Below are 25,466 nucleotides of genomic sequence, written 5' to 3' on the forward strand. Positions count from 1 at the left end.
GTGCGGTCCGCCTTCGACTGGAAATCAGCGATGAACCAGTTTGCTATCCTGTTCGGAGAGCGATTTATGCAGGCGCGCGGATAACGTGCTGTTCAACCGCCTCGCCCACAAAAATGCGGACAGGTTCGCGTTGCTTGACGACATTGGTAAGCCAGGGACGCATCAGGATATCGACCTTCGCGGACTGGCGGAGGACATAGGTGCATCGAACCTATATACGGTCCTCTACCGCGCTCTTTCACAGGACGCCCACCCGTCCGCCACCTCTCTGCAGCATCACGTTGAAGTAAACGCAGCAGGGAAGATAACCGGCCTGCACATAGGCCCTGACTATGTGGAATTTGCCGACACCTTGCTTCTTGCGGCCTGCTCGTTGTTGCTTGCATTAGACGGGTTTGTGGGCCGCTTCGGCACCGCAGACGAGAAGGAAGTACTGTCCTCGCTAGTGAACGCGTATCGAGAACTCAACGAACCTTCAGCCCCCGCTCCCGATAGTTCTATCGCGCCAGTCGCGTAAGTCGCATTTCGAAATTCCCGTCCATCCTTTCCGGTCCGACTGGAAAATTACATAGAATTTCTTCTACCGGTAAGCATCAGGGCGTCGTAGTCGGCCTGGCACTGCTGGCCGGCAATTCCCCGCTCGTCAGCGATCGCCGCCAACTCTCCCGCTCTCGCGTCAGCCCGGCCGAACATGTCGGCGAGCAGATCGAGGGCGTCGCCGGTTGCCGGGCCTCCGGCCGAAGAGGCGGAACCGCGGACCCTGTCGACGAGTTCGGCAACTTGCCGACGCAGGCCGTCAGCAGCAGAAGCAGCGATGGCAGCATCAGCACGCGCCAGGTCGCGTTTTTTCCAAGCATCTTCAGCATTCCCCTGTTGCTTGCGAGCGATCCGGCTGCTCTCGTCGCGCTCGGCGACTAGATCCCGGATTCGCTTCGCCTGTGTTTCAACGATGGACGATTGATCGGCGTCGCGATGTCCCTTGCAATAACCGCCAGCAGCACCGATGACGATGGCGGCTATAACGGCCAACCAGAAGCGTGGATCGAGCAGCATCACAGCCCCCGTTCGCACAGCGAGCGCTCAAACGCACGCCGCTTCACCAGCCCCGGCAGCACGCGGTCACCGCCATACACCCACTGCTGCTTGCCGCTATCCGATTCATTCATTGCACGGCATGCCCCCTTCCAGTTCCCCGCGTTGAATCGCTTCGCAGTAGTGCTGCCGCAGTATGCTCCCGTCCCGACGTTGTACCCAAAGCTCACCGCAGCCGCGAGCTGATTCGGATGCCCTTTCAGGCTGGGCGTGCACTTCAGAACCGGTTCTGCATGCTCGATCAACCGCTTCTCAAGCCGTGCAACACATTCGTCATGGGTGAACTGCTGACCGAGCTTCACGTCCTTCGTATCTCCAAAGCATCCGGTAACGATGCCGATGGGGTCCGGCGCAGCAACCAGCACCTCCCCCTCGAACTTCGGGACCATCGAAAAAAGAAGGGCTGCCGCAGCAGCCCCAACCACACCCACAAGCGTCTTCTTCGGCACTTCAGCCATCGTGCTTCTCCATCTCCATGATGCGCATATCCGACTCTCGCTGCTCGCGACGATCCTTCCGCCACATGAAAAAGAAATTGAGTCCGAACGTCGCGAACGCCGTCAAAATACCGACGATCACCCCAATGTCAGTCAGCGTCAGCGACGACGCCACCGCAGTAACGCTCCCCACGTAGCTCGCCACTTCAGTTGGACTCGCTCGCATCTGTTCCCCGTAATGAAAAGGGCCGCTCAAACTGGCGGCCCATCACACAATCCCCGTCGCATCCAGCACCATGAAGCGCGAATGCCATTGCTCTCGAAATCCCGACCAATTTGGCTTTCGCCCACCTCCATACATTGTTGTTCCCCACGAAATCGTATTTCCGCTCACGCGAATCGAGCTCAATTCGACGCCTGCCGGGTCATAGCTCCAAGCCTGACGAACCGGATAAATTCCAGACACGATGACCGGCACGCCGTATGTCCGCGAATACCACGGCGCGCCTGGGGCTCCGAGCGTGTCCCACCCTACCCCTGGCAGGTACTCGTTGTAGATAACGTCGAGTACACGCAAAAACGGCTTCGACGAGTCAGCGATCAGGTCGCCCCGTTCGTTGAACACCTGTAGGCCGAAATTTCCGGATGCCGGCGGAACACGATCAAACAGGAACAGGTAGACCATACACGCACGCTCCGTGATAAACGTCAGCGTGTACGTGTTGCCGCTTCGCACCGTGCGCCATATCGTGACTCCGACGTTATCCGACGCATACACTCCATACATCGGCCCAGCAGTCGAGTTGAACGAGAATGACACGTTCGGCAACGTCGTGTAGAACGGCTTTCCGGCATCGTTGAGGGCCAGTTGGAGCACTCCGTCCGCCGAATTCGCCGACATTGCCTGCACCATTTGATAGTTCGGTGTTGAGCCATCAATCTGATACACGCCCGTTTCAGTGAATGCTTGAAATCCTGCCGGCATCAATACACTCCAAAGACAATCCATCCAGGAACCTTCACATACGCGTTCGACCCACTGGCGTTACCGCTATAGCGCCAAGTCACGCGCGCTCTGTCGATCGATAAAACAGGCGATGGCTCTGCGCCGGACACTCGGTAAAAAATCTGATCCGGCATAAACGCCCAAAACGGTTCCCCGCCGGACATATCTGCCGCGACACTCCCGTCATTCCCGCCCGTATGCACGATCCCGACAACCCGCCCAGCACGCGACATCGCGTCGAGGATAGGACGGCCGGCGCTGTCGAAAATCTGAAGTCCGGCCGCCATCACCACATCCCCATGCGCACGCGAAGCACGCCGTTACCGTCATAGACACGCACACTGCTACCGTCGAGCACTAACCGATTCCCGCTGCCGTTGGACGCGTTGATTTCAAACCAGCCGCTCTTATCGAGCCGCCAGCCCTGCCGGCCCGCGATGTAGTTGTCGGACTGGATGTAGCTGCCGATCATCGCGTTCGTGATCCACCCGGAACCAATGAGCGCCTGGCGAAGAAACACCTGTCCGCCCTGCACCACGAACGGGACAATCGAAGCGCCGCCGTTATTCGGATCGACCACTGCGAAGCGCTGCGCCGACACCAACACCTGTGACTCGACAATTCCTCCGTTGTTGTCGATACCGATGCCAACGCCGGCGATGTACGTGCGTCCGTCCGACGTGATCTGCGTCTTGATCTGATACGACGCCGACACGCGCCCGTTCAGGTCGGCGTACGACTGCGCAACCGTCTGAACAGCAGCGGAGTTTTCATTGACCTGAGCACGTACCGTCGTGATCTGCTCGGCCTGCGCGCTATCGGCATCCGCCCGGGCCTTCGACTCCGTGCGAATGTCGGCCACAAGGTTCGCCTGTGTCGACTGCATCCGCGCGGTGACGGATTCAAAACGTTGCGCCTGCGCCATGTCGGCCTCGGCCCGCGCAGACTGCTCCGAATAGACGCCCGCCATTACCAGCGTCGATCCGGCTGCTTGGCCGCTGTCGCCGGCCATCGGAACATTGATCTGCGCCGATACGGAGTCGATCCGCCTCGACAATGCGGAGTCGCCATCGGCGCGCGCGCTTTGTTCCGCTGCAATCGCGGCCTTGTTCGCGTTCGCCGTCGCAGTCGTCGAATCGATGAGTGTCGACAGCGCGCCGTCGGCATCGGCACGGGCCTGCTGCTCGGCAGTGATCGCCGCCTTGTTCGCGCCGACGTCGACCGTCACGGCGTCCACGCGCTTGCCGAGCGCTGTGTCCGCGGTCGCTCGCGCCGTCACCTCCGAAGAGATGGCCGCAGCGTTGTCATTCGCCTTGCTGACGACGGTATCGATTCGCGTCGACAGCGCTCCGTCGGCGTCGGCGCGCGCGGTTGCCTCCTGCTTGATGGCTGCCGCCGCATCGCCGACGCTGGCCGTCACGGTATCGATGCGCTGCCCGAGCGAACTGTCGGCCGTCTGCCGCGCCTTCTGCTCGGCCGTGACCGAGGCGCCACGCTGCCGCGCCTCTTCGGCCACCGCGTCCGCCCGGTCCCGAGCCTCTTTCGCGATCGCGTCCGTGCGATCGTGAATCTCCTTTTCGATTGCGCTCGCGTTATCCGCGACGCCTTGTTGAAGGCCCGGAATCGCATCGATCGGCTTGCGCAGATCCTCGCCCAGCGCCGAGTGCGAAATCCGTCCCGCGAAATACTTTTCGTATTCCCCTTGGTCTGTCGTCGGCTGCCCCTGCACGCCAGGCCCCACCGCCGGATACCACGGCCCGACGTTTCCCGACGTGTCGACGAGCCGAGCCCAGAAATAGAACACCTGGCCGACCGCGAGCCCCTGCAAAGACGTCGAAGCCTGGGGATACGCGTAATCCGACAATTTGATCGCATCGTCGCGGCTCGGCGTGCGGCTGTACCAAAGCTCGGTGCGCTGCGTATCTCCGGCCGTGCCGTCTCCCGGGAACGCCCAATCGAGATTGATCCCGAACACGATGCCAGCGGCCTTGAGCGACGCAACCGCCGGCGGCGGCGTCGTTTTGCCCTTCAGTTGCGTTTCCGCGCTGATCGCCGGCAGCGACGTAACGCCCATCACATTCTGCGCGCGCACGCGGGCCACGTAACGCCCCTGATAGATCCCAGGCACCTCAACCTGCAGGCCGCCCGTGCGCGGCACACTGACCCACTCGCCGTTGTCCTTCCGCCATTCAGGCAGGTACGTCACGGCGTTATCCGCTGCGTCCCACGCGATCACCATCGTCGTTTTGGAGATCCCCTGATCGACGGCCGAGTACGTCGTCACGCGCACGTTGGTCGGCGGCGCCTGTACTGATGGCGGCACGACCGTCACAGGCCGCTGCTGAATCTGTGCGCCGTCGTCGATTGCCGCGTACTTCCCCGGCTCGTGCATCGTCGCCGTGATGGTGTACTCGATGCGCCCGTCGTCGTCGCCTTCCTGAACGCTCACGACGCGATAGAGCTGCGCCGCGACCTCCGCGTTTTCCAACATCCACACAGCACCGGGCACCGGGTCCGCGTCAAAGCGATCCGCCAGCGTGAGCACGTCGCCATCAACAGACTTCACCGCACGGTACTGTGCAACGCCCGACGGCAGAATCGCCGTGAAGCGATCGCCGGGCGCCACGGTCGGCGCCTTATCGAGCGTAACGACGTTGCCGGCCAGCGCGCGAATGCGCCCGCCGATGCGACGACCAGCCTTTCGTGGATCGGCAATCGCGATCACCTGCCCCGGGCCGACCAGCACGCCATCCATCCCGACCTTGAACGACACCGTGCCCGATTCGTAGCGCGACGTCAGGAGCAGCCATCGCCCGAGCCGGTGCGCCTGCGCCTGCGACGTGCAGCCGAACGCCGTTACCTGCGTCTTGATGACGCCGTAACGCGCGATGCCGTCGTCATCCGGCACATACTCGACCGCCTGTTTGTACTGGTTTGACGGATCGTTGTAGCTGACGAGCGCGACGGTGTACCGCGTCTTGCGCTCGCTCCCCACGTAGCGAAACGCCCCGTCGATCACGTTCGCCGCGGTGTACACGTAGACCGGATCGGACGGCATGTCCGCGGAAGCGACTACTGCACCCGGCCCCCAGTACGAAATGCCGCGGAACACGCTGGCAATATCCTGCAGCACCTTGTACGCGTCGGCCGCCGACTGGATCACGCAGTTGCACGTGAAGCGCGGTTCGACGCCGCCTCTGCCGTCCGACACCATGACGTCGCAATACCGCGCAATTTCGTACAGCCCCCACTTGTCGATCATCGACGCGTCGACCGTCTTGCCGAGGCCGTAGCGATCGTTCAGCAGCAGGTCGTAGAAAATCCACGCCGGGTTGTTCGTCCAGGCCGGCTTGAATGTCCCGTCCCATGCCCCCGAGTACGTGCGCGTCTCGGGATCGTAATTCGACGGTACCCGAATGATCAGGCCGCGAACGTGGTACGACCGCACCGGCACCTGTGAGAACGATCGCGCGTCGAACGTCATGCCAACGAGCGCCGTCATCGGATAGCGCAGCTTGCGGTCGATCACCTCCGTGATCGCCTCGATGTTCACCGTGTCCGCGATCAGTGAGCTGTGTGCGTTCGGCGTAATGCGCCGCGCACGGACCAACCAGCCCGTTGTCGCGCGCGGCAACTCGATCCGGTGCGAGCGTTCGTAGAGCGACGTCGTTTTGCCATCGAATGCCGACGACAGCACCTGTGCATACGAACCTCCGTCGACAGACAGATCGATCGCATATTCCACGCGGTAGCCGAACACGCCGGTCGCCGGATCGCTTTTTTGCAGCGCCGGCAGGCCGAAGCGAATACGGGCCGCCGACAGCTGCGTGTTCTGCACCTGTCGCACCCACGGCGCATCGGACGTCAGCGGCACACCTACGGCCGATTCGCGCTCGACCGCGGGAAAGCCCGGCATGAATTCCTGATCGAGCGTGCCCGTGCGAACGTCGACGCTGTAATTCTGGAAGTTGACCGAGCCGTCGGAATTCTGGATCGGCGTGCCATCGAGAAAGACCGATTGCATGCCCCTCACCAGGCCGACGATCGGCCCCTCGGAAATGACGTCGAGCACCTTCGCGCGCGCGATGGAATGCAAGTTGTCCGGCGATTCGCCGCCACCATTCCCGCCACCGCCGCCGCCCTTTGCCCCGCTGATCCGCTTCGGTCCGGATTCCGCGTAGTTCTTCTTCACACCTGATCCTCTGTGTAGATGCCCGAGCTGACGACCTTCGATCCGACGACCATCTCGCCGTACACGAGCGGCGCCGGCTCGCCCTGAGCGGCGCTGTTCACCGCGCCGTTGAAGTAGTACGACGTGCCGTTGTCGGCCGCACCGGCAAGCCCGGCCTGCTGCGGGCTCAGCATCTGCGTGATGCCGCCGAGCGCCATCGACACGCCCAGGCCGATCAGCGTCGGCTGACTGAACACGAAGCCAGCCACGGCCAGCGCCGCACCGAGAATCGTCTGGAACAAACCGCCGCTCTTGCTGCCGATGATTACCGGCGCTATCCGGATCGCTTCGCCGCCGACCGGCGCGCCCAGATCGTCTTCGCTCAGGTTTCGGCGACCGTTGAACACCGCGAACGTCAGCCCGTTATCGCGCGCGTCGAGCAGGAATTTCCGAAAGCCAGGGATCAGGACCGACAGTGCGCGCACGGCCTCCGCAGTCGACGAGACGGCCAGACGATGCACCCGGCCGAATCGCGCGCCGGCGATCCCGTAAAGCCTCACCTCGCGTAGCGTCTCCGTCACTTGGCACCTCCGACATGACGCAGCACGGTCGTGCAGCTATCCCGCCACATCGAACCCCACACTGCACGGCATGACAGCCGCCCGTACATGTGATGCGCGAACATGCCGTCACCCAGATACACGCCGGAGTGATTCGGCACGCCGTTTTTGCTCCGGACCTGCATCAGCAGCACGTCGCCCGGCTCGAGCTGCGCGTCCCGCCCCATATCGAGGAAGCCCGCGTCCTGGTAGTGCGCGATATACAGGTTCGAATACCCATCGGCCCACCACCCATCCTCGCGCTCGAAATCAGGCAGCGCGATCCCGCGCTCGGCGAGATACCAGTCACGCACTAGCGAGTAGCAGTCGAGCACGCCGTGCACATATTCCCGACCGTAAAGCGGCGCAACGTAGCCGCTCGGCTCGAACTCGCACCAGTTGTCGATTCCGATTGAGCCGTCGGCCTGCACGCCGAGAGAGACGATCACCCACCGCGGGATGCCGGCGCGCTCACACATTGCGCGGTCCCCCATGCTCGGCTGCGCCGTCCCATTCGGATGCGAGTGCACCATCGCACGGACTTCGCCCATATCCTCCGCATCCGCGTAATCCTCGGCCGCCAGCCCGAATCGCTCGGTCGGTGCCGCAGCGACATTCCGGCCAGGCACATACAAGTCTCCCGAAGCGGTTTCCACGATCAGCCCGCAACACTCGCGCGGGTACTCGGCGAGCGCGTGCGCCGCGATCGCTTGCTTGATTCGTTCGTCCATAAAAAAACCCGCCGATTGGCGGGTCCGTGAAGAGTGGTTGGCCGTCGGTCTAGGCGAGCGTGTCGCACAAAAAACCACCGTACGGCAGCGGGTTGTTCACGCCATACCGGCATTCGCACCCGCTGATTTTCTGGCTGCAGCGGTCGAGCGCCGGATCGGTCACAGGCTTATCGTGTTTGTCGAAATAGACCATGCCGACGTATCCGCACTCGGGCCCGCGATAGCGCCACTGGCACGTGCCGACGATCTGACGCGCGGGCACCTGCTGACCGCCGAAGTCGAGCGGCGACGACAGCGTAAATTCGACCTGCACGCCAGGTTGCTCGTCGCTCTTCTGCTCGATTCGCCACTGCTCAGGCGGCCATTGCTCGTTCGGATCCGCGGTCGGGTTGCCGTTCGGAAAATTCACCGCGTCGAGGTATTTCGCCAGCGTGCGCCGGCGGAACACCTTCGCGCCGACCAGATCATCGAGCGCGACGCAGAGCGCCATAATCGTGCCGTTAATGTCGCCCACCGTCAGCGTCGGCGCCGGCTGCCGCGCGTCCGACGTCCGCTCGAATCCGGCCGCCTGGATCGGCCACGGTTTGTATTCCAGGCCCTGCCACACGATCGACGTCGACTGCAGGTGACCGTGAAAGCGCAGTACGTCTCCATTAATCGCGGTGCAATCGACTTCGAACAGCTCGATACGATGCCCCGGCTCCAGCTGCTGAATATCGGATTTGATACCCATATGCGAGTCACCCCTCCAGCGCCAACACTCGCGCTTCCAGCTCAATGAACGCCTGAAGCAACGGGCCGATCAGTGCAGAATAATTGACCGCCAGCATGGGCCTGCCACCTTCCGACACGGTCACACCGGATTCATCGATCAGCATGCTCGTTTCGGTCACGGCCTCCGGAAATTCTTTCGCGACCTCCTGTGCGATGACCCCAAGCTGACGCGCGCGAGTCTCGTCCGACTTCATGATGTACGAGACGCCGCGAAGCCGCTTGAGCTTCTCGATCGCATTTTCGATCGTCTTCACCTCGTCCTTGATCGCTCGATCCGAGTTGACGTTGAATGCCGATGCTGCGACCGGCGCGAACGCGGCGGACGTATACGACACAACGTCCAGCGTGCCGCCCGTTGCGGAACAGCGAATGTTGATCGCCGCATCAGTGCTACCAATCCCAATCGAGCCGACGCCGGGATAGCCAGAGATCACCAGCGGGGCGTTCGCCCAATTTCCGTCCGGCGCGCTGGCGCTAATCGTGACCCGACTCCCGAAGTTTGTCATTGACGAGTAGTACGTCGGCGCAGTGAAGCGTTTGACGCCCGATACCTTTTGTTCGCCGTCGAGCGTCATCGGATTGGCAAGATTTCCGGTATCCCACGGCGTTAAGCCGCCCTTCCAAGTCGGCCGCGATCCGATGTAGCAACCAGCGCCACCATAGTCGATTCTGACTGCGCCGTCCTCCAAACCCCACGAGAAAGGCCGAAAGTCGTTCCACCCGCCCCACACATCGCCCTTCTTCGTTTGGAGGAAATAGACGTTGGAACCGTCGTTCCGCAGCATGGCCCCATGCTGCCCATTCACACAACGGAACGCCGTGGAATTCGCTGATTGCACTTCACCGGAAGAAATGATCCGGCCGCCAGCAGAAACGCCGCCGGCTACTGAGACGCTGCCGCCTACGGCGAGATCCCCGCCGACAGTCTCATTCCAAGATACGCGACCGCGCCCAACGACGTGCCAGTAGGCACCGCCGTCTGACACGTACTCGGCCCAATCCCCGTTATTCAGGATACTGACCGAAGCACCGTCCCCGGGCTGCACCCCGATGGTTACAGTCTGACCGAGATTGAAAAGGTGAATGCATGCGTTCTGCGGTACCGAGGCGGCATTCGGAAACTTGACGACCTTGCCAGCCTTGTCCATCACGAGGCAAAAGCGCGTGCCGACATGACTCGGCTGGAGGTCCGAGTTATCACTTAGATACGTATACTCGAGCGGCAGGCGCGCGGCGAGTGCATCGACGTTCGCGTTAAACCGCATATTCGCCGTACGTTGATCGTCGCCACCAGCGCCGCTGGGCGCTACACCAAGATTTGCTTTTTGCAGTATTGACATGTTTCCCTCTACGGCGCGAACGTCTCTTCAAACTGCGCCGTGATCGTGTACACGTTGCCGTTCTTCACCGGCTCGGTGTACTTCTCACATACGAATCGTCCCTGCGGCCGAAGTGGCGGTGTCCAGAAAAACGACACCGAGCCGGCATGCGCATCCAGGAACGCGAGGATTGCCGAGATCTTGTCGGCCTTCCCCACGAATCGAAGGTTGTACGGCGTCTGCCGGTTATTTAGGCCATCGGCCGCTCGCTGCGTGTACCCATCGCCAAAGCTGGCCTTTCGCACACGCAGCGTGGTATCGCCGCCGAATCCCTCGACCGTCGGCGACCAGATGAACGTGTCGGTCATCACCCCATCCCGTTTTTCAATTTCCAGAGCGCCCCACCCTGACGACTTTCGACCGCGATCAGCCCCTGCACCATCTGCGTGAGCTTCTTCACGAATTCAGCGCTCGCCATCATCTGCGACGCGTTGCCCGTGCCGCCGTCGATCGTCACCGGAATATTCAGCTCGATTCCGCCGCCCTGCGCGCTAAGCACGCCACCACCTGCCGAGCCGCCACCAACCAGCCCGCCGTTCGCAAACTTCGCGAACCCGAGATCCTGGCCGCTGTTGATCGCCTCGAGCAGACGGAGCACGCCCGGTTTGCGCACCGCCGCAGCCTTCACGACGAATTCCTCGTTGGAGAGCCACGCCGGAATGCTGTCGCTCGTCGACGTGCCCGGACCCGTTACCTGCCCGCCGGCCGCGAGATGGAAGCCGTACGCGTTGCCGCCACCCGCACCGAACATGCCGGACAACCCGCCCGACACACCACCAAGCAGCGACGACGAACTGAATCCACCCGCGCTGGCTGCGCCAAATCCGAGCGCCGAACCAAGCGCACCGAACACCGGCGCCATCGCGGCCCGCGCAGCGAACCGCGCGAGATCCGTGATCATGCTGTTGACGAGCCCCCGAAAATCCAGCTTGCCGGTGGACACGAACGAGGCGAGCGCATCCTCCATGCTCCGGAACGAACTCGTAAATGCGTCCTCCGCCCGACCTGCAGCGTTTTCCGCGGACTCCTGATACAGCGCCACCGCTCGACTCGCACCGATGCGCCAGTCGCGCTGAAGCGCGAGCCGCTGGTCGAAGTAGCCACGTTCGCGTTCGACCTGATCAGCCTCGGCCCGGTTGATGCGGTCGATTTCCGCAAGGTACTCAGGCGAGCCGAGCGTGCCGTCTTTTCGCGCACCCTTCGTGAAATCGTCGCGCCGGCGCCTGAATTCATCACCGACGCGACTCGTCGCCTGGTTCAGTTCGCGCGCGTTGTCGCCCATCGGCAACGCCGCCAGCTCGCGCTGGACCTCGCGCTGACGCTCCGACGCGTAGTCGGCCAGCTCCGCATCGATCTGCGCGCTGCGCTCCTTCAGCTTGTTGATCGCCTCGTGATAACGAACCTCCTTCTCCAGCTGCACAGCGCGGTCGTATGCCGCGCGAATTGCAGCCTGATCACGAATCAAGCTTTTGTCGCCGTCGGTCAGCTTCGCGCGCTTCGTCGCCAGATCCGCCAGCTTCTGGTCGAACCCGATCCGATCCTTTTCCGACTGCGTAAGCTTGTCGGTTGCGACGGCCTCGACGCGCAGCTGCGCAATGCGCTGCGCGATGTTGTCGAGCATGCGCTGGCTTTCCGGCTCGGCCCTCGTACCGCCGGAACGACTCTTGTGCGCGAGCCCCGGCGCGTTGACGCCGATCCGCGCGACCTGGCCGGCTGACTCCGACACCGTGTCGTCAAACGCCTTTTTGCCGCGCGCGGCAGCCGCCGCGAGTGCCGCGTCAGCGTTGAACCCGAATTTCTCGAATTTCTTGCTGACGAGATCCGCCTGAAATTCGGCCAGGGCACCGGCGACGACCATCTGCTGATTCATCAGCGCGAGCTCGCGCGTCAGATTGTCGATATTCCGCCGCGCGCCGGCCTCGGCCTTCGCGTCTTTATCCTGAATGGCTTTTTCCAGCGACTTGTAGGCGTCAGCACGCCCCGCAATCAAACCGGCCTGCCGGGCTTCAGCAGTGTTCGCGCCCTTCGTTTTCGCTTCGTATTCGGCGCGTTGCTGCGTGGTCATGCCGATAACGTCGGAGGCCTCTTTGAGCTTTTCGACGTACTTGTTCCAGGCCTCGGCCGCCATGCCGCCCGCGAAGAAATTATTCTCCTCCGTGAGCAGTCGAATACCGTCGGCTGCACCGCGCGCTGCCGCATCCATCGCGGCAAGCGTGCGCGTGCCCTTGTCGGCCGCCGCGCCAGCCGTGTCGATCGCCGACGCGGCTTGCACCAGCTCGGCGCGAAGATCGGCACCGCCCTGCGTCGCATCGACAAAGACACCGACCAGCGCCGCAATCTCGCGCGACTTCTCGTCGACGCCGAGGTTTTCCGTCTTGATCCGGTTCAGCCCTTCAATGAACCGATCGAGTGCAACCTGATTTTCGTCGGTGACGATCGGCCCGCTGTCACCGATCCCGGGAATGATGACGCTCTGCGATGCGCGCGCCGCAAGGCTGCTGTACGCGTCCGCTGCCTCGCTGCGCGCCGACGTCTGCGCCTGCTTCGCGCGATTGCGCTCGACCTCCTGCAGCAGCGGCGTCAGCTGACGATACTTCTCGATGATCTGGTCGAGCGGCGCCTGCATATCGATCAGGCTCGACGTCGCGCTGCTCGCGTGATCGCGAAACACCAGCCAATTCACCGCGGCGCCAAGCGCCACCGTGCCGACCGTCGCGATGATGCCGGGCAAGCCGCCCATAACCGCCAGCATTCCGGACCCGACCGAGCGCATCAGCGAGCCCGCGCGCGCGGCGACAGTCTGCGCCACCGCCGCTCGCTCGGTCGCAGCGGCGAGGCCCGCTGTCGCCGCCGTCACCGCGCGCTCGGCCCGCTCGCGGGCCTGTGTCGCCGCCGCGACCTGCCGCTCGGCGACAGCGAGCCCTCTCTCCGTCTCGGCCAAAGCCGCCGCATAACGCGTCTGGTCGACAGTGCCCTTAGCCGCCGCAGCCTCCAGCGCCACGCGACGCTGCTGTGCCAGCGCCAGCGATGCCTCTGCCCCCGTCAGCTCGCGCTGCGCCGCCGCCGTCTCGCGAGCGATCACCGCCGCGTACGGCGTGCCGGCGATTCGCCTGCCGATCTCCTGGCTATTCGCCAGATTCGTTCGTGCGACCGCGACCTGCGCCACCGCGCTCGCCTCGATCGCGCGAGCCTCGGCGAGCTTCGCCTGCGTGTACTGAATCGAACCAGCCGTCAGGGCAGATTGCATCCCGAGGCTTTCTCGCATCGCCCGCATGCCCGCCAGCTCGGCCGCCGCCGCGACTTCCGACGCCTGCGCACTCTGCAGCTTAGCCGCAGCGGCATCGCGATCAGTTTGCGCCTTCGTAATCGTGACGAGCGCAGCCGCGTTTTCCGCCTGCGCCTTCGCGAGCAACGCCTGCCGCTCGGCGTTCCACGCAATCGCCGACTTGCCGACGGCCGCCGCGGTCATCGCGAAATAGAGCCCGACCCGACCGGCTACAAGCGACGCGCTGATCGCTACGATCTGGTCGAGGTGATCTGCAACGTAGATCACACTCTGCGCCAGCTTCGCGCTCGCACCAGTCGCCTCATTCGCGTGCCCGACGTACGCGACGATTTCAGTTTGCAGGCGCGTCATCGCCTGCCCGACCGTCATATCGACCTTTCCGAATAGCGCGTCGGTGCTCGAACCTGCATTCTTGAGCGAGTCGATCAGGTTCTCGACGGTCAGCTTGCCGTCTTCGGCCAGCGCCTTCAACTCGGACGTGCCCTTACCCATGCCGCGCGCGATGGCATCGGCAACGCCCGGCAGTTCCTCCAGTACGCTCTTGAGATCCTGCCCGCGCAGTTGGCCGGATGCGAACGCCTGACCGAGCTGCACGATCCCGAGGCGCGCCGTGTCGGCCGACACGCCCGACAGCGCAACCGCCTTACTGATGGTTTCGACCAGCGGGCCAACCTGCTTTATCGACAGGCCCAGGTGCGACGTGTTGTTCGCGATCCGCTGATACAGCTCGGCAGTCGCATCGAGCGGCTGCCGCGTAGCTTGCGCGATTCGCAGCACGTCGTTCTGCGCGACCGCGAAATCGATCTGATCGCGCGTGACGATCTTGAGCCGGTTGCTCAGGTTCGTCCATTCGTCGGCATACTCGATCAGCTGGTGCACGCCGAACGCAGCAGCAGCAGCCTGCGCGTAGGCGGTGAGCGAGCCGCGCGCGGACTCGATCGCGCGGACCGTGACCTGTACGCTCGACGCGTTCGACGCAAACGCTGCGTCAGCAATCCGGCCTCCGTCCCGAACCGCATTGAAATAGCCGTTGGCCGTCGACCCAAGCTGCTGCATGCGCCGATCGTACTGGGTCGTATTCGCGGTTACGCTGACAATCAGCTCGCGCAGACTCGTTGCCATAGTTGTTTTCCGCCTACTTTGCCATGCTCATGAGGCCCATGAAGAACGGATCGTCCGCAACCTCTTGAGCACTCTCCACCTCACCGCCACCCCAGTTCGGCAGCATGTCTGACACTTTCACCTTCGCACCCTGCGCCTGGAACACTGCCGATGCCACCATCGCTGCGTGCAAGTCGTAACGGTCATCGCTGATCGGCGACTCGGCATCCAGCGCCTGCCACAATGCGAACTCAGCCGAGGACATCTGCGCACGCAGCTCGGCAAGTGTCCTGCCGAGCCGCAAAGCCAGCGTCAGTTCGAGTCGGAGATCGGGGTTTCGGCGGAGGGCTTTTTTCCATCGTCCTCCGCGCCAGCCTTGAGATTGCCGAGTTCGATCGCCTTGTTGACGATGCGATCGTGCGCGGAACCGTATGCGGTCGCGACCGCGGCAGCGTCACCGTCTTCGAATTCGCGACGCCATCCGGCCGCCGTCTCGACGTATAGAACGCGTACGAACAGGCGCGCGGCGGCCAGCTTGTGCTCTTCCGCACTGACACGCTCGTACTTCGCGCGAGCCGCTTCCTCGTCGTCGCCGAGCTCAACGCCAGCAGCCAGGCGCAGCGGCTCGAGCCAGAATGCTCGATCCTCCAGCAACGGCTCGCGCACTGCCACGGTTTCCCCGCCCCACTCCGGCATCGGGAGCAGTTCGTGCCGCCAACCGGCGAGCGGATTCAAAATTGCGGCGCGCAGCGCGCCGGCTTTTATCGGACTCTTTGTCATCAGATTTCCCTTGGTGAGACCCATCGATTAGCCGGCCGGCTGAGCAGGCGGCGTCAGTTTCGGCGAGCCACTGACGCGCACACTGAACGTCGCGGCAATGAGGCCATCCACGCCAGCCGACCACGTGTACTGCCGCACCATGCCGACGAACAAGAATTGCGAGCCATCGACGAACGTCGCACGGAAGACGCGCTTTTCCCCGGTAGAGCGCGCTGCGCGAAGAATGCCCTGCCCCTCATCAGTCGACGAAAAGTTACCGTCGACCGAGAACTCGCCCGGATCGGGCAACCCCAGCTCGTACTCCTTTTCCTCGCTGGCGAGCGTGGTTGCATCGATTTCGGACGACTGGCCGCCCTGCCACTGGAACGTCTTGCCCGTCGTGTTGAGATCGACGAACGTGAGCGTTTTGCTTTCGAGGTCCGTCGACACGGTCTTCGAAACCTCGACCTTGGTACCCTGCGCCTTGATGCGCTTGCTTTTCTCGGCCATATACCCCTCAAACGAAAAAGGCCCGCACTCGGCGGGCCGTACACACATCTAAGTCCGTCAAAACTGAACGGAGATTTCGAGACTTACCCGGAAATCTCCGGTTTCGCTCGAATAGTCGTCGGGAAGCTCGTCAATGCCACCGACAGAAAACTGCCCGCTCGTCGATGCGCGATCGATCACCTGGTCAGCAAGCGCATCTGCTTCGGTGTAGGTTTTGGCATACACGTCGATCTGGAACGCGCCAGCCTTGCCGCCCGTCGCCCCGCCTATTGCCATATCGCGCGCTCCGCTCACACGTGACACAACGTAGTAGGGAGACGTCGCCTTGGCAGGTGCGACGGTGACATAGCCCTTGGCAGCGCCGATCACACCAATTGCATCTCGAATTACCAGCGTGCTCAAAACCGACCTCCGATCGCCGTATCGATCGCACGCGCGATCTCGGTTCGAATCGCACCCTCGGCCCGGTCGATCGAGGTGTCGAACGATGGCCGTACGAACGGCTGCGCCCGCATCTGCTGCGTGCCGAGCTCGACAAATCGCCAGTAAAAAGCATTGTTCGGCGAATCGGCCCCGCCCTTCGTTCGTACACGCACTCCAGCCGTTGCGATACCAGGCGACTCCTTCTGTCGAAGCGACGCCGAAACGATGTTCCGCTTCAGCTTCCCTGTCTTTTTCGGCGCTCGCGCGCGTGCCTCGTCACGAATTACCTTAGCGCCCGCCAATGTCGCGCGTCGGAGCGCCTTCGTTGACTGCGACTTAGCAAGCTTCGCGAAATCGGCCTGCAGATCGGCGAGCCCGAGAATCTGGACGCTAGACATACTTTTCTCCCACCTTTACCGACAGGTCGAGATACCCACGTGTCCGGGCAGGCAAAACTGCAGTGATGTCGTACAGCCGCCCGTCGTATCGCACACGCATTTGCTCGTCGAGCCCTGCCCGATATCGAATACGCATGCTGGCGACCGTCGAACCTCGAACTGCTCCTGAAACGACGTGCTCTTTTCCGTTCACGAACAGCACATCGGCCCAAGGTCGCGAGTGCACGACCCACGCATCCGGTAGCGGCTCGCCGTTCTCGTTTTCTTCCCCGCTCGGCCGCTCGATGACGATTCGCTCTTTCAGTTTCCCGGCTTTCATCAAAACCTCGGAGGAACGGTGATCGAGTCGAGCAGTAGGTCTGCATAACCGTCCGGCATCTGCGCAATTGCCTGGCCTTCGGAAAAAAGCTCTCGATGGTCGTAAGCCCACGCAGCCGCAAGCAGCATCCATGACCGCACCGACGGGTGCTTGTCGATGTCGATTCCTGCCTGATACGTGATCGTCACTGCTCGCGCGTTCGGCCAGTGAGTGGCTCCAAGCAACGCGCACAACGTTTCACGCCCGAGCTGAACAAGCTCATACCCTTTCGGGTCGAGTGTCGACGCCGCGCCGGTGCCATCGCGAATCTCGATGCTGTCGACGCGCAGCGCTTGCCCGATCGAGAGCGGAAAATCACCTACCGGGAAACCCGCCAGCCGCTCAAAGTACCGCGCCTTTCGAATCGCGGCCCCTGACTTCCGCTCGGCCGCCTGACGCGCACCGGGAATCACCGTGTGCTCGATGAACTCCCGTTCCTCTTCGTCATCAATTCGACACTGAATCGCAACGTCTTCGAAGGTAAGCGGCTCCGCGTCGTCCAGGTATTCGACGAGAACAGCAGCCATCTCGGATTACCCCTTCGCCGCGGCGGGCTTGAGCGGTTCGGCCTTCGCTTGCGCCTTTGTTTCCTTCGGCTCATGTTCGGACATCACCGCAATTTCCGCATCGACGAGCCGATCTGCATGCTCATCCACGAACCCCGCAATGTCGCCCGGCGTGTACTGCGCGTAATGCCGCTTGAACTTGACCACCTTCATGTTTTTCTCCAATTGGCGGCCCGAACGCGACGGATCGAGCCGCACGGTTGCGACATCGCTTACGCGCCCCAGGTCACGCCGGCCAGCACGGAAATCGACTCGACGTGACGCGGGCCGAAGTCATTCTTCGCGATCACGCGGATCAGCGTCTGATCGCGCTGGAATGCACTGACCACCTCGCCGGCCGCGTCCTTGTAAGTCGCCTCCTTGCTGTAGTCGATCTCGAGCGTTTCCGCTTCGCCGATGAACACGTCGCCGAAGTCGGTGAAGTAGATCTCCGATTCCTTGCCGGCTTCACCGAGATTGATCGGCACCTGCGTCGTCTTCCCGACGGGATAGCCCTTAAGCATGCCGTTTGCGAGTTCCGGATAGACCTTGTTGCCGTTTCCGTCGCGCAGGCCTTCGAGAAAGCGGAACGTACGCGGCGCCATGATCCAGCCGGGTTGCGTCAGATTCGCATCGGCGTTTTCGAGCGCGAGAATGGCCTTGCCGAGATCGGTTTCGATCTTCTGCAACGTCGAACCGTCGCTTGCCTTAAGGACGTTGCTTTCGAGCGCCCAGAAGCGCAGGCCCTTCGGCGTGTTCGCCGTACCGTCGTCGCGGATGAACGCCTTGTCCTCACGCGCGCCGATCGCGGCAGTGAGGTCGCCGACCACGATTTGATCGACGTTCGGATTCACGCCCGCGTACTTGATCAGATCGTTCGCGATCGGCACCAGCGCGGCCATCTTCTTCGCCGACAGCTTCAGATCGTCGAACTTTTGCTCCGTCGCCGGCATGTCGCTATCGGCTCCGATGTAGCCGACGATGGCACCGCCCTTCAGGCGCGGCATCGTGACATTGCCGTTCTCGAACGGCAGCGTACGTGCGCCGAGCCTGCGAACGACGGACTTCGGACGCAGCAGTTCGATCACTTCGCTCGACAGGTTTTCCGGCACGAGCACGCCGCCTGCGCTCGACGAGAGCGTATTGAGCGACATCGCGACTTCCTCGCCGAAGCCGCGCTCGATCGCGAGTTTCGAAGCGAGCTGTGCGTCGCCACGCGCCGCCGCGAGAGCGCGGACCATACGCGCCATCTTTGCGCCCTTCACTTCCTGGCCCTTCGGCTGCGCGGCCACGGACGCTGCACCCGGCGCAGCAACTGCGGCCGGCGTCGGATCGACCGGCACTGCTGCTGCTGCGGCCATGCGCTCTGCAGCTTCCGCGCGTTCGATTTGCGCGGTCAGATCGTTGAATTTCGAACTGAGCTGCTCGAATTCGGTCTGTTGCTCGACCGACAACGCGGTGCCGCCCACCTCGATCTGGGCCAATGCCTGAACACGCTGATTGATGGCAGCACGTTCGCGGCGGAGTTCATTGATGTTCACTACCCTTCTCCTAAAAAAAATGCCACCCGAAGGTGGCTGTGCTCAACTGAGACGCGAACGCGTTCTGACGTTGATCGTGGAAATCCGATTTTTTGCGACTGGCTACATCATGGATTGCATATTCATTGCCGCCGCACGCGCCGACACACTACGTCGGGTGCTCCCGCCCTGACGCTCGGCTCGTGATGCGCGTACTTCCGCAGCGATCCGGTTGATTGCTGCCTGCGGCGTCTCGATGCTGTCCGCAAGCCCGACGTCGACACCTTGCTGCCCAAAGAAGATGCCCGCCTGGGTGTCCTTCACCGCCTGCGTGCTCAAGCCACGGAAGTTCGCGATCGCGTCGACAAACTGCTTGTAGCTGTTCTGCACCATGCTGGTAAGAAACGATAGCGACTGATCGCTCAGCGGCTCATGCGGCGTCAGGTCGTTCTTGTGATCGCCGGCAAACACCGAAGTCACCTTGATCCCTTGCTGCTCGTCACGCTGCGAAACGTCGAGATGGTTGGCGATCACGCCAATGGACCCGACGCCCGACGTCCGGCTGACGATCACCTTCGAAGCCGCGGCAGCGATGAGATAGCCCCCCGAGAAGGCCGAGAAATTGACGATGGCCGTGATCGGCTTGACCAGCGATGCGGCGCGAATGTCGTCAGCCAGCTCGAACGCACCGGTCGCGCTACCGCCGTTGCTGTCGATATCGAGAACGATATGTTCGACGGCCGGGTCCGCAACCGCCTGATTCACGGCTGTACGCAAACCCTCGTAGCTGGTCATCGGCTCGCATGGATTCATATGCGCCGAGCGCGACACCAGAATTCCCGATACCGGAATGATGTCCATCCCGGTATCGGCCACCAGGGCACGGCGACGCTCCGACGCCGCAGCCATCTGCGCCCCGCTGTCGAACTCGTCATCCTCCATGATCTTGGGCTGCACGCCGTTCACGGTCAGGTTGACGATGTTCAGGTTGAGTGCCTGGTTCGCCCACTGCACCGCGAGCGACATCATCGGGTCCGTGACGAGCTGCGGCTGATTGAAAATCAGACTTGCGAGTCTGAGGTGCGGTTTCAAGATAGGATCCTCCCAATTTCGTCGATCTGCGCTTTCGTCGGCTCGGTCTTCCCGCCGGGGAATTGTTGCGGCTTCGACGCATCGACCATGTTCATCGGACTCAGGTAGATGTCGCCACCCTTGACTGGCGGCATGTTTTCGAGTCGCCTGATGTCGTTGATCGAAAGCCAGCCCCACTGACGCCCGACCGCGTATGCGGCGTATCGCGACGACTGATCACCACGCAGCAGCCCGGCGAGGTTGTATTCGATGAAGTACTGCTTCCGCTCCGACGGCAGCAAAAGGTCTCGTGTTTTCGCCTGCTCATGCCGCTTGACCCACGGCAAAAGCGTGTAGATCACGAACTGGAGCGACTGATGCTCAATGTTGCTAAACGTGGCTCGCTCCAGTTCGTTCACCATGTGAGCCGGGATCTTGTAAATCCGCGCGATGTCGAGCGCCGACAAGCGCAGCGCGTCGATCAGCGCTGCGTCAACATTCGTCATCGACAGCGGCTTGAAGGTCATGCCTTCTTGCAACAGAGCGACTTTCTTCGCGTTGCCGGACCCGCCAAACTTCGCATTCCAGCCGTCCGTGATTCGATCAACGCTGGCCTGATCCTTGAGCGCCTGGCTTTCCTTCGGCCGCTCGATTACGCCTGACAGCGCAGTGCCGTTCATGAACGACTTACCGGCGTACTGTTGAATTGCCTGCGCATGCCCGATTGCGTTTGCGTGAAGCAGAACCGGCGACAATCCGGTATAGCCGTTAATCGACATCCATCGAACGTGATGCACCATCCGCTTCGGCATCGGATCGGATCCGTAGACCCGATAGAACGGCATCAGGTCCGAGCCTTTCATGACCGTCACCGCCTCATTATCGAGCGGATACAGCCCCTGGATAACTCCATCCTGGTCGCGATCGATGAAGCTGTAGCTGTTGCCACGTAGACCCACCGCAACCTGCGATTGCTCCTGATACTCAAACGGCGTCTGCCACGGGTTCGGCTCGTGTTTCAGGATCGAATACAGAGGGTGATCTATCGCCGGCTTCCTGTCGTCACCCGAACGCTCATACAGCTCGATCGGCAACTGCGCGATGCTCTCCGAAAGCAGCGTGACGCAGTTTTGCAGGACCGTCAGCGACAACGCGCTCGCTGGCGTAACCACCTGACCGGCATCTGAACGCGAGCTACCTAAAAGTGCCGACAACCATCCTCCACCGCCCATCTGCGCCTGACCGCCGTTGGACAGAAATTGCCTACTGAAGAACATGGGTCACTCCTTCGGATGAGCCGTGCGTGCGGCCCTGGCCGCAGCCAGATCCGCCAAAAACGCCCACATCAGAAGCAGGACGCCAGCAACAATCAACCCGGCCGGCAAGCTGATCAGCACCACGCCAGTAACCAGCAACGCAAACCCAAGCAGGCCGGCCACCCAAGCCGCAATGCCAATTGAATTCAAACGCCTACTCCTTGATCGTAGATCGACTCTGAATCGACGCGATCGGCAAGCATCGCGCGCCCCATCGCCATGATGAGCGCCACGGCGCCGTCGATTTTGTTGTCGTTGCCCTGCTTGATCGGACGCACCACGTCGTCATTTCCCGGCAGGTTCTTGCCGATGACGTTGCTGATACACCACGTCATGATCGGATTACCGTCGTGATGGAATCGGCCTGCGGTAATCGCCGCCTCAAGCTCCTTCATCGGGTCGGACATGTTCGTGTAGTTCTGCACGATCGTGACCGGCGTCAGCCCTTCATCTTCGAGCTGATGCGAGAGGTTCGTCGAACCGTGCGGGTCCAACGGCGTGCACTGCACTGGGCACAACCGATTTGCGTCCTTCGCCTCCTCGAGAATGTCTCGATAGTCGATCTCCGCTCCATCCGTTTCGAGCAAATAACCCTGATTGACCCACGCCTGATACCGCTCCGCCATACGACGGTTGTCGGTATTGCGCACCGTGTCCTCCGGTACCCAGAATCTCGGTGCAACACAGAAGTAGTGCCGCCTCCCGTCGATGTCGCGCCATAGAAGTCGAGCCATGCTGTTCAAGTCGAGCTTGCGCGCCATATCGAACGCGAGCACGCTGTCTTGCCCCTCGAACTGTTCAAGCGTCAGCGAACGGTCCTCGCAAGCCTTCCAGTCTTCGAGGTTGAAATAGCCCGCCTTGGCCGAGGTCCACACGTTAAGGTGCTTCGTCTTGAACGTGTTCGTGAAGCGCGCTGAATTAATGGCCCGCTGCTGCTGGCTCTCCAGATACTCCTGGTAGACCGAAATTCCGATATTCGGATTGGCCTTCGCCAACACTCGCGGATCCGTCCAATCGTCCCCTTCGTCGATCGTCCAAATCCAGCCGAAAAGCTCGTCGTCGGGAACCGTCCCTTCGAGCATTTCGATCACCTGCCGGCGTTTGTCGAAGCACGGACCCTCAATGTTCGCGCCGGCCGTCGTGATGATGAACATCAGCGGTTGTCGACGCGCTCCCATGCCCGTGAGCATCGTCTCGTACTGAACATTCGTATCGTCCTCGTGATACTCGTCCTTGATCGCGCACGACGGAGAAGCACCGTCGCCCGGATTCCCGATGATCGGCTCAAAACGGCTACCGTCTTCCGGGCGATTGAGTGCCTGCGCGTTGACTTCGATACCAAGGTGCTCGACGAGCATCGGGGAACGGTTGACCATCAGACGGGCCGGCCGGAAGACCTCCCATGCCTGCCGCTCGGTCGTCGCGCCGCAGTACACTTCGGCGCCGAATTCGTCGTCCGCGGTGAACATCGCAATGCCGACGCCTGCGGCAATCACACTCTTGCCGTTCTTACGCGGCACCTCCCAATACGACTCGCGGAACCGTCGAAATCCGGTCTTTTTCTTGACCCAACCGAACGTGCACGCAAGTCCGAAGAGCTGCCATGGTTCCAGCGTGACGAGCTGCCGCTTATAGGCCCATTCGCCCTTCGTGTGCGGTAAAAGCTGAATCAGCCGGAGCTTCTTTTCTGCTTTCGCGGAATCGAATCTGTACTTGAACGAGGCAGACCGGCTGGCCACAATGTCGTCCAGATGGCGCTGGCACGCCTGCTTTACCCACCGACATGCGAGAACCTTTCCGCGCACAACGTCGCGCGCGAACTGGTTCGCTCGCGCGACCAGCGGAAACGACTCTCGTGCCATGCTTTAACCCAGCAGATCGGCAAACGGATTGCCGGCGTTTTTCTTTTTCGGACCAATCAGGCGCTGGCGGCTCGACGGGTCGAGTCCGAGCATGGCTCCGAACGTTGCCATCTGACCGGCCGCCTCTTTGACGACGGTCGCGGCCGGGTTTTTCACCGGCCCGCCCTGCGCCCCCATCACCACGGGGCCTTCTTTCGCCAACTGCTCTTGCGCACGGCGCCAATTGCCATATGCAGCGCAGAAGATCTCGACGTTGTGCAGATCCGTGAACTGGAGGATTTTCTGCTTACACAGCAGGGGCGCAACGCGCTCCCACATCTCCACTGCTGCGTCGTCGAGCCACTCCGGCGCTTCGATGTTTGTGACCAGGCCGAAATCGGGTTCCTGGGTATTTAACTGCCGCTTTCCCGGATTCCCTGCGGCCTCCTTTCTTGCAACGGGCTTCGGTCGACGTCCGGAGCGGCCCGCAACTCCGGGCATATTTCGCTCAACCTTTAAATTTCATTTTTCGCGGGTGTAAAAATTCGACGAAGCGGGCGGTCCCAAAGGCGACGCCTTTTAGACATTGTCACGCCCCCTCCCGGCTCGGCGCATCCGCCGGGCGGCCAACGACCGGCACGGCCACTCCCTCGTCACCGCAACCGCTCGTGCGCCGTCTTCGCCGCATGACAGTCACGACAGATTGCTTGCAGGTTCTCGTCGAAGTCGGCACCGCCCCTCGCCTTCGCGATGACGTGGTCAACGGCAGTGGCGGCCGTCACGCGCCCCGCTTGCAAACAGGGCTGACAGAGACCGCTATCGCGCCTCAGAATGCGTTGCCGGATCTTCTCCCATACGCTTCCGTAGCCGCGCGCATGCCGATTGCCGCGCACTGTGTCGGGCCTCCACTTGACCGCTTCATGCGCGTGTTGATTGCAATGCGATTTGCCGCCCGCAACAAGCGATCCGCAACCACGGTGCTTACACGGCTTCAGAATGCGAATTGGCATAGGAGGTCACGGTGCGAGCGGCATCGGCTTCGGTCGGATGCGCTGCGAGTACGGCAGGACAAGGCCGGTATTTTCTGCGTCATAGCAAATTACCGCGTGCCACGGCTTACGTCGCTCGCATCGCATCTGGTAGCGCCTAGTACAATGACTTCGCCGGAATAGCCGGCATTGATCAATGCCTGGAGGCCAAATGAAACGAGACAACAAGTTAATGCAGTCGATCCTCAAAGTTCTTGAGGATAGTGAAAGCGGATACCTGACGGGAAGCGGAATCCGCTATGCGCTAGCCGAAAACGACGTATCGAAAGACGATGCCATCAATCACCATATCCACTTGCTTGCTGATCGGGGGTTGGTCGACATTAGCGACAGGGGCAATATCCGGCTCACGTGGGACGGTCACGAGGCATTGAAGTCCAAGGCTAGCATTTTCGGTTGAGCAAACGGAAAAAGCCCGCGAGGCTTACACCAGCGGGCTTTTGGACGATGCGAGGCAGCAGCAACAGCGCCCACGATGAACTGTGATCGCGAGCACATCGGCTCTTTACCTTATATAACACTACGACCGCCCTTTCGAACGGAAAGATCATGCGAAGAAAAGCTAGGGGCCGATGCATTTCGTCGCTGCTGCACGCTCATTATACCTGTTCCATCGAAACAAAAAAGCCCGCGCGGTAATCCGGGCGGGCTTCATTTGGGCGCATTTCGCGCCCGACGTCGTCAATATAGCGAAACGAGAACGGGTTTACAAGCACTTTATGTGTATAAGGCTTCCCCGGACCAAACAGGCGACGTCAAATCGACTGACTCATGTCAACTACCAGAGGACGCTGCCGAAGCGCGAAGGGTTGCTCACCGTCGGCTCCGGTCTCACGGCGACATACATGTGGCTTGAGAGTCTGCGTCTAACGAAGCCACTCACCCGTGTTATGTGACAGTCGAATGACCGCTCATTAACGTGCGCGGAACAAACAGAGCAGTGCATCCTCACGTCTCATCAAATTTATGGGTAGGTGACCTTCCCCCTCTGAAGTATCCCACTGTAAAGTTAGTGGCAAGGCCGCAGGAGAAACCTTGTCATGAAGAAGTCGCGGTTCAGCGAAGAGCAGATTATCGGGGTGCTGAAGGAAGCCGATGCC

Annotated in this window: 30 protein-coding genes; 2 read left to right on the forward strand and 28 right to left on the reverse strand. The window is 61.7% G+C overall.

The window, feature by feature from the left end:
* Nucleotides 1–85 precede the first annotated feature (85 nt).
* Nucleotides 86–517, forward strand: coding sequence for a DUF5677 domain-containing protein (locus tag G3N96_RS29300; RefSeq protein WP_206139342.1), 432 nt, complete (start codon nucleotides 86–88; stop codon nucleotides 515–517).
* Nucleotides 518–564: 47 nt separating this feature from the next.
* Here the strand turns inward: G3N96_RS29300 and G3N96_RS29305 are convergent, their stop codons facing one another.
* From G3N96_RS29305 to G3N96_RS29430, 27 genes are all read right to left on the reverse strand, one after another.
* Entirely contained in the window at nucleotides 565–1,056 is a 492-nt protein-coding gene (locus G3N96_RS29305) for a DUF2514 family protein (protein WP_206139343.1), read from the reverse strand.
* Nucleotides 1,053–1,550, reverse strand: coding sequence for a lysozyme (locus G3N96_RS29310; RefSeq protein ID WP_206139344.1), 498 nt, complete (start codon nucleotides 1,548–1,550; stop codon nucleotides 1,053–1,055). Before G3N96_RS29310 ends, G3N96_RS29305 begins: the two co-directional genes overlap by 4 nt.
* Entirely contained in the window at nucleotides 1,543–1,755 is a 213-nt protein-coding gene (locus tag G3N96_RS29315) for an HP1 family phage holin (RefSeq protein ID WP_034207220.1), read from the reverse strand. Before G3N96_RS29315 ends, G3N96_RS29310 begins: the two co-directional genes overlap by 8 nt.
* A 42-nt stretch (nucleotides 1,756–1,797) precedes the next feature.
* A complete protein-coding gene (locus G3N96_RS29320) occupies nucleotides 1,798–2,514 on the reverse strand; it encodes a hypothetical protein (RefSeq protein WP_206139345.1) in 717 nt (238 codons plus the stop codon).
* Nucleotides 2,514–2,822 (reverse strand): hypothetical protein, encoded by a 309-nt coding sequence (locus tag G3N96_RS39920; protein WP_346778919.1) that lies wholly within the window; start codon nucleotides 2,820–2,822, stop codon nucleotides 2,514–2,516. The genes G3N96_RS29320 and G3N96_RS39920 overlap by 1 nt, the downstream gene beginning before the upstream one ends.
* A complete protein-coding gene (locus tag G3N96_RS29325; protein ID WP_206139346.1) occupies nucleotides 2,822–6,727 on the reverse strand; it encodes a phage tail protein in 3,906 nt (1,301 codons plus the stop codon). Before G3N96_RS29325 ends, G3N96_RS39920 begins: the two co-directional genes overlap by 1 nt.
* Nucleotides 6,724–7,287 carry a tail assembly protein gene (locus G3N96_RS29330; protein ID WP_206139347.1) on the reverse strand — a complete coding sequence of 188 codons (564 nt, stop codon included), beginning with the start codon at nucleotides 7,285–7,287 and terminating at the stop codon, nucleotides 6,724–6,726. The genes G3N96_RS29325 and G3N96_RS29330 overlap by 4 nt, the downstream gene beginning before the upstream one ends.
* Nucleotides 7,284–8,036 (reverse strand): C40 family peptidase, encoded by a 753-nt coding sequence (locus tag G3N96_RS29335; protein ID WP_206139348.1) that lies wholly within the window; start codon nucleotides 8,034–8,036, stop codon nucleotides 7,284–7,286. Before G3N96_RS29335 ends, G3N96_RS29330 begins: the two co-directional genes overlap by 4 nt.
* Before the next feature lie 49 nt (nucleotides 8,037–8,085).
* Nucleotides 8,086–8,769 (reverse strand): phage minor tail protein L, encoded by a 684-nt coding sequence (locus tag G3N96_RS29340; protein ID WP_206139366.1) that lies wholly within the window; start codon nucleotides 8,767–8,769, stop codon nucleotides 8,086–8,088.
* Between the two features lie 7 nt (nucleotides 8,770–8,776).
* Complete coding sequence (locus G3N96_RS29345) at nucleotides 8,777–10,150, reverse strand: tail fiber domain-containing protein (RefSeq protein ID WP_206139349.1); 1,374 nt, start codon at nucleotides 10,148–10,150, stop codon at nucleotides 8,777–8,779.
* Nucleotides 10,151–10,158: 8 nt separating this feature from the next.
* Complete coding sequence (locus G3N96_RS29350) at nucleotides 10,159–10,497, reverse strand: phage tail protein (protein ID WP_206139350.1); 339 nt, start codon at nucleotides 10,495–10,497, stop codon at nucleotides 10,159–10,161.
* The gene (locus G3N96_RS29355; protein ID WP_206139351.1) at nucleotides 10,497–14,597 is read right to left on the reverse strand and encodes a phage tail tape measure protein; all 4,101 of its coding nucleotides are present in this window, start codon (nucleotides 14,595–14,597) and stop codon (nucleotides 10,497–10,499) included. Before G3N96_RS29355 ends, G3N96_RS29350 begins: the two co-directional genes overlap by 1 nt.
* A gap of 13 nt (nucleotides 14,598–14,610) precedes the next feature.
* Nucleotides 14,611–14,892 (reverse strand): DUF4035 domain-containing protein, encoded by a 282-nt coding sequence (locus G3N96_RS29360; RefSeq protein ID WP_206139367.1) that lies wholly within the window; start codon nucleotides 14,890–14,892, stop codon nucleotides 14,611–14,613.
* Nucleotides 14,889–15,356: a phage tail assembly chaperone gene (locus tag G3N96_RS29365; RefSeq protein WP_206139368.1), complete on the reverse strand. Its 468-nt coding sequence runs from the start codon at nucleotides 15,354–15,356 to the stop codon at nucleotides 14,889–14,891. The genes G3N96_RS29360 and G3N96_RS29365 overlap by 4 nt, the downstream gene beginning before the upstream one ends.
* Before the next feature lie 27 nt (nucleotides 15,357–15,383).
* Nucleotides 15,384–15,845 (reverse strand): phage tail tube protein, encoded by a 462-nt coding sequence (locus G3N96_RS29370; RefSeq protein WP_206139352.1) that lies wholly within the window; start codon nucleotides 15,843–15,845, stop codon nucleotides 15,384–15,386.
* A gap of 57 nt (nucleotides 15,846–15,902) precedes the next feature.
* Nucleotides 15,903–16,247 (reverse strand): DUF3168 domain-containing protein, encoded by a 345-nt coding sequence (locus G3N96_RS29375; RefSeq protein ID WP_206139353.1) that lies wholly within the window; start codon nucleotides 16,245–16,247, stop codon nucleotides 15,903–15,905.
* Nucleotides 16,244–16,666: an HK97-gp10 family putative phage morphogenesis protein gene (locus tag G3N96_RS29380; RefSeq protein ID WP_206139354.1), complete on the reverse strand. Its 423-nt coding sequence runs from the start codon at nucleotides 16,664–16,666 to the stop codon at nucleotides 16,244–16,246. Before G3N96_RS29380 ends, G3N96_RS29375 begins: the two co-directional genes overlap by 4 nt.
* Nucleotides 16,659–16,985 (reverse strand): phage head closure protein, encoded by a 327-nt coding sequence (locus G3N96_RS29385; protein ID WP_089452426.1) that lies wholly within the window; start codon nucleotides 16,983–16,985, stop codon nucleotides 16,659–16,661. The genes G3N96_RS29380 and G3N96_RS29385 overlap by 8 nt, the downstream gene beginning before the upstream one ends.
* Entirely contained in the window at nucleotides 16,985–17,551 is a 567-nt protein-coding gene (locus tag G3N96_RS29390) for a hypothetical protein (protein ID WP_206139355.1), read from the reverse strand. The genes G3N96_RS29385 and G3N96_RS29390 overlap by 1 nt, the downstream gene beginning before the upstream one ends.
* Before the next feature lie 6 nt (nucleotides 17,552–17,557).
* Nucleotides 17,558–17,743 (reverse strand): hypothetical protein, encoded by a 186-nt coding sequence (locus tag G3N96_RS29395; RefSeq protein WP_206139356.1) that lies wholly within the window; start codon nucleotides 17,741–17,743, stop codon nucleotides 17,558–17,560.
* A 59-nt stretch (nucleotides 17,744–17,802) separates the two neighbouring features.
* Nucleotides 17,803–19,110 carry a phage major capsid protein gene (locus G3N96_RS29400; protein ID WP_206139357.1) on the reverse strand — a complete coding sequence of 436 codons (1,308 nt, stop codon included), beginning with the start codon at nucleotides 19,108–19,110 and terminating at the stop codon, nucleotides 17,803–17,805.
* 102 nt (nucleotides 19,111–19,212) lie between these two features.
* Nucleotides 19,213–20,181, reverse strand: coding sequence for a S49 family peptidase (locus G3N96_RS29405; RefSeq protein WP_206139358.1), 969 nt, complete (start codon nucleotides 20,179–20,181; stop codon nucleotides 19,213–19,215).
* The gene (locus G3N96_RS29410) at nucleotides 20,178–21,437 is read right to left on the reverse strand and encodes a phage portal protein (RefSeq protein WP_206139359.1); all 1,260 of its coding nucleotides are present in this window, start codon (nucleotides 21,435–21,437) and stop codon (nucleotides 20,178–20,180) included. Before G3N96_RS29410 ends, G3N96_RS29405 begins: the two co-directional genes overlap by 4 nt.
* 3 nt (nucleotides 21,438–21,440) lie before the next feature.
* Nucleotides 21,441–21,626, reverse strand: a complete 186-nt coding sequence (locus G3N96_RS29415) for a hypothetical protein (protein ID WP_206139360.1) — start codon at nucleotides 21,624–21,626, stop codon at nucleotides 21,441–21,443.
* Complete coding sequence (locus G3N96_RS29420) at nucleotides 21,623–23,338, reverse strand: terminase TerL endonuclease subunit (protein ID WP_206139361.1); 1,716 nt, start codon at nucleotides 23,336–23,338, stop codon at nucleotides 21,623–21,625. The genes G3N96_RS29415 and G3N96_RS29420 overlap by 4 nt, the downstream gene beginning before the upstream one ends.
* 3 nt (nucleotides 23,339–23,341) lie before the next feature.
* Entirely contained in the window at nucleotides 23,342–23,818 is a 477-nt protein-coding gene (locus tag G3N96_RS29425) for a phage terminase small subunit P27 family (RefSeq protein WP_206139362.1), read from the reverse strand.
* Nucleotides 23,819–23,970: 152 nt separating this feature from the next.
* Nucleotides 23,971–24,327 (reverse strand): HNH endonuclease, encoded by a 357-nt coding sequence (locus tag G3N96_RS29430; RefSeq protein ID WP_206139363.1) that lies wholly within the window; start codon nucleotides 24,325–24,327, stop codon nucleotides 23,971–23,973.
* A gap of 190 nt (nucleotides 24,328–24,517) precedes the next feature.
* Between G3N96_RS29430 and G3N96_RS29435 the strand changes: the two genes are divergently transcribed.
* Entirely contained in the window at nucleotides 24,518–24,766 is a 249-nt protein-coding gene (locus tag G3N96_RS29435; RefSeq protein ID WP_206139364.1) for a hypothetical protein, read from the forward strand.
* Between the two features lie 514 nt (nucleotides 24,767–25,280).
* Here G3N96_RS29435 and G3N96_RS29440 read toward each other — a convergent pair.
* On the reverse strand, nucleotides 25,281–25,466 hold a 186-nt coding region (locus G3N96_RS29440), incomplete at its 5' end, for a hypothetical protein (protein WP_206139365.1).

It is taken from the genome of Burkholderia sp. Se-20373 (assembly GCF_017104705.1).
Classification (GTDB): domain Bacteria; phylum Pseudomonadota; class Gammaproteobacteria; order Burkholderiales; family Burkholderiaceae; genus Burkholderia.